Genomic DNA, 4272 nt, shown 5'->3' with positions numbered 1-4272 from the left:
GTCTCGAACACCAATAATCCTTATTATGCCCTCTATGGGAGCACCGCGCGCAGCCGCAATCTACGCCCGCATTTCTAGCGACCCCGCCGAGACGCGCGCCGGGGTTGACCGTCAGCGGCGAGACTGCCGCGCTGAGGCCGACCGGCTCGGCTGGCCAGTTGCTGAGGAGTACGTGGACAACGATGTGTCGGCCTACAGCGGGAAGCCCAGGCCGGAGTATCAGCGTCTGTTAGCCGACATTGACGCTGGCGCGATCGACGCGGTTGTCGTGTGGCATCAGGATCGCCTGCACCGACAGCCCATCGAGTTGGAGGAGTTCTTTCAGATCACCGACCGTGCCGGAGTCAGCAGCAATGTTCGTAGCGTTACCGGCAACGCCGACTTTGGCACTGGCGATGGAATCCTCGTTGCACGCATCATGGGCGCGGTCGCCGCCAACGAATCCGCGAGCAAGAGCCGCCGCATCCGTCGAAAGAAGGAGGAGCTCGCCGCCGCTGGATTGCCCGTTACCGGCGGGCGCCGTCCCTTCGGCTATACACGGGATCAACTCCACATCGAGCCGGTTGAGGCGGATATCGTGCGCGACCTCGTGCGCCGCTTTCTTGCGGGAGACAGCGTGAAGAGCCTGACCCAATGGCTTGCCGACACCGATGTTCCGACGACCGGCGGCGGAGAGTGGCGTACCACTACGGTGCGCCAGATACTCACCAGCCCGAGGATCGCCGGTCTGATGGAGCATCGAGGCCAGGTCGTCGGTCCCGCAGCATGGCCCGCGATCGTCACCGAGGACGAGCACCGCCGCATTGTGGCCGCATTCTCGACCAGGAAGCGCAGTGGTCGACGATCACCGCAGCGGTATCTGCTCAGCGGAGGCCTACTCCGGTGCGGCAAATGTGGCGCCCGTCTCTACTCCACCCCGCGCGATGGGCGCCGTCGCTACGGATGTCTCAAAGGCCCAGACCACGGTGGATGCGGACGACTCTTCATCACCGCCGAACCCCTCGAGGTACTCGTCTCGGACTCGGTGCTGTACCGACTCGACACTCCGGAGTTGACCCTGGCGATCAACGCGCAGGCCGAGGCCGACGACCGCGCGCGTGAGGTTGCTGACGTCATCGAAGCCACGCAGAACCGAATGGACGAACTCGCCCAGATGTACGCGTTAGGGGAGGTAAGCCGGCGCGAGTTCGTGTCGATGCGAGCCAGCATCGTCCAACAGCAGCAAGGTGCTGAGCGCCGCCTAGCAAGTCTCACCCGAACGGACGCGCTCGCTAGCCTGTCAACTACCGGGCAAAGCATCCGCGAGACATGGCACGAACTGAACTTGGCCCGCCAGCAGGCCATCATCACCGCTTTAGTCACGGCTGTGACAATCGGCCCGGGTACACCAGGCGCAAGAGGCCTTGACCCGTCGCGAGTGACGATCGAGTGGCGCGTCTGACCTGGGGGCGGTGGTGGGGCCCCGCCCCTCCCCAACGGGCTCGTTCCTCGCCCGCTGGGGCCCCTAAGGGGCGACCCGAGAAGCCCCACCACCACCGCGCGCCTACTCGAAGTGAGCGTCCCCGAACGCACCCGCCTGACCGCACGTGAGGCACCGCCAGCAAGCAGCCTGAGCGCGTTCGTTGCGCGGCATCCAACCCAGAATCTCGCCAGCGTCGCGCGAGCCCATGACCGCCGGTGCCTCATTGCCGGTGAACCAATGAAGCATCTTGCTTCCACACCGATTGCACTCACGACGAAAGAGCTGCGCTATCGCGAAGTCAACCGGCGCAGCCGTACCCGGCACGTGCCGCGGCTTACGTCTGTTCCCCATCCTTCTTCACCCCCTCTCGGGAGCAGTGCGCAGCGCCAGGCGCAGCGCCAGTTAGCAGGACCCCAATACGGCGTAACGTGGCCGGATCGGTGACCTTCAGCGCGAGCCCCTGAGCGGCGCATGATTCAGCCACCCACGCCGCGAGCGCCTCGGGCGTCATGACGCCACCACCGCCGGTGACCGATCCCAGGAGAACCAATACGCCGGCGGCCCTTCCCAGGCCGGCGCATTCTGTGACCACCACTGAGCACCCGGCGCGCCGCCCATCAGCGCCACCGCCTTGCCAAGTACCTCGCCAGACGTGCGCCCGATCAGCCGCACCCCTTTCGGCTGGAATCCCTCAGCGACTTCGTACCGATGCAGGCCTAACGCCCGGTCGCCGGAAGCGAACCCTTTAGTTACGTACTTCGACAGGTACCGGGCAGCCTCGCGCCCCTGGCGCAGAGCGCTCGCGGTCGCGGGTACCCCGCTGAGCCGCTTAATGTGCACGTGCCCACGGCCCCACGCCTGGTCGATCTGACCGCGCGGGACGTAGCGCCCCATCGCGTAGTGAAGGTGCAGACCATGCCCACCGGGATGCCATTCCGGTACCCACAGATACGGAAATGGCGCACCGCCAAGCGTGGCCCGCAAGTGTCGGAAGAACGAGCCGACGTCGGCGCGGACCTGGATCGGATCGTGGCAGCCAGCACCGGCATACGTCAGCGTGCCCAGCCGATCCAACCCGTTGGCTGCGCAGTACCGACGGACCTTTACTCCGGCGCGACGAGCGGCTTCGGCGCGCGACCGCTCAGGGTCAGCTGCCAACCCGGGCACCCCGCCGCCCGACTTTCGCCGCGACGGAACCAAACAGCCACCACCTTCGGCAGCACCTGGGTACAGCGTGAGATACCAACCCGCGTCAGGACTGCGGAGTGGGAGAAGTGCGGCGTCGCGAGGATCAGCGAACGCCTTGGGCGTAGACAAGGCGAGGACCTCTCAAAGAGCAGGCTGATGAAGCCCTGCCCCGACTGAGCGCTCAAAGCCGGTCTGCCCGGGAATCGCACCCGCGACCTACTCAGTCCACACCTACAGGTGAGTCCTCATGCCACTGGACTTATGGGTTGCCTCTGCATTGCCGTGCCGATGGTCCATAAGGAATCTTGATCCCGAAACGTACACGCCGGTGCCGACACTTTCCCGGAAATCGTCACGTGTCGTCAGTTCCCGCAGTGGCCTCCCAGGTTCCAAACCGGCGGGACCGGCCCGGTCCGTCCTCGCGCTGCGCGCTTGCGGGCGGTCCGACTCCGGTCCTTCCGATTTGCCTCTCAGGAGACCGGCGTGGCGAACGAACGAGTTACGTTGCTTCTTTCAAGTGAAGGGGCGCGGCTACGCCGCGCCCGCGCGCATGGCTCGGAGCCTGCAAATCGCTCTGCGTCTGTCGCACCCTCGTCTTACGCTGACCAGGCCATGACGCTGATCCTTGCTGCTGCCACGCGGACCGCCGCTGTAGTGATTGCCGACCGCCGAACCACCGCTGGCACGACAGTTTGGAGCGAGGAGACCGGCAAACTTGGCCTTGCTCTGTTCGATGACGCACGGGTCGCGGTTGCGTATGCCGGGCTCGCTGAGTTCGGCTCCTTTCGAACCCGATTCTGGCTGCCCGACGCCCTCGGCGATATCGCGAAGTCATACAACGACCTCGACTCGGTGTTGGAGCAGGTTCGACTACGGGCCGAGAGCGACATCAAGCGCTTGCGCGGCCTACAGCCGGAGCACTCGCGACTGACCTTGCTGTTCGTTGGCTATCAGTACAGCGTGCAGGGAGTGCCGACTCCGGTGTTCGCCCGCGTTAGCAACTACGAGCGCGATGTGACGGATTCGCCCACCGATAGGGGCCAGAGCCCCCTAGCGATCCGCGAGCCGACGCCGGAGTTCACGCTTAGCATTGACCGCTCGGCGACGGGCTTTACCGTCGGCGCCGGTGCCGCCGGTGGCCTCTCCTGGCCGCACATCGATGGCCTGCGAGAGCACATGCGGGCTGGCGCGAGTGGCCGGGTACTCCGAGCGAAGATGGTCCACATCGTCCGTCAAGCAGCAGCCGACAAAGCGAGCTCGAACCTCGTGGGGGAGCAGTGCTCCAGCCTGATCGTCCCGAGCGATCCGCAGTTGTCAGCCGAGATGGAGCACCACACCGCCGTCGCGACTAGCACGGCCCACTTGCCGGCCAGGTACGACCTGCGCAGCCCTGAGCGCGGGGGAGGTGGCCTGATGATTTGGGACGCTTCGGTGACCTACGGCTCAGCCACCGATCCGCCCGCGTTCGTTCCGCCCGTGAGCGGCAAGAAGAAGTGCCCTTGCGGGAGCGGCAACCAGTACCGCAGATGCCACGGCGTCAAGCGCCGCGGTGGGTCGAGCATCGTTCTCGGCGGGCCTGATTAGAGAATCGGCTGGGTGTCTTAAGAACTTGTCACCAAGTT

Annotated in this window: 3 protein-coding genes; 2 read left to right on the top strand and 1 reads right to left on the bottom strand. The window is 65.5% G+C overall.

Annotation, left to right across the window (positions count from 1 at the left end):
- Positions 1–25: 25 nt before the first annotated feature.
- Positions 26–1441 carry a recombinase family protein gene (locus tag D0Z08_RS31500; protein ID WP_118929239.1) on the top strand — a complete coding sequence of 472 codons (1416 nt, stop codon included), beginning with the start codon at positions 26–28 and terminating at the stop codon, positions 1439–1441.
- A gap of 528 nt (positions 1442–1969) precedes the next feature.
- Here the strand turns inward: D0Z08_RS31500 and D0Z08_RS31495 are convergent.
- Positions 1970–2536, bottom strand: a complete 567-nt coding sequence (locus tag D0Z08_RS31495) for a rolling circle replication-associated protein (RefSeq protein WP_220454484.1) — start codon at positions 2534–2536, stop codon at positions 1970–1972.
- Between the two features lie 726 nt (positions 2537–3262).
- On the opposite strand from D0Z08_RS31495, the gene D0Z08_RS31490 reads away from it, so the two are divergent.
- A complete protein-coding gene (locus D0Z08_RS31490) occupies positions 3263–4234 on the top strand; it encodes an SEC-C domain-containing protein (RefSeq protein ID WP_118929238.1) in 972 nt (323 codons plus the stop codon).
- Positions 4235–4272: the final 38 nt, after the last annotated feature.

Source organism: Nocardioides immobilis, from assembly GCF_003515065.1.
In the GTDB taxonomy this organism is placed as follows: Bacteria; Actinomycetota; Actinomycetes; order Propionibacteriales; family Nocardioidaceae; genus Nocardioides; species Nocardioides immobilis.
The sequence above is the reverse complement of the archived record's forward strand: the minus strand, read 5'-3'. Positions and strand labels throughout refer to the sequence as shown.

Excerpts from the sequence above, each read along its gene's own strand:
- D0Z08_RS31500 (WP_118929239.1), top strand. The coding sequence starts at position 26 with ATGCCCTCTATGGGAGCACCGCGCGCAGCCGCAATCTACGCCCGCATT.
- D0Z08_RS31490 (WP_118929238.1), top strand. The coding sequence starts at position 3,263 with ATGACGCTGATCCTTGCTGCTGCCACGCGGACCGCCGCTGTAGTGATT.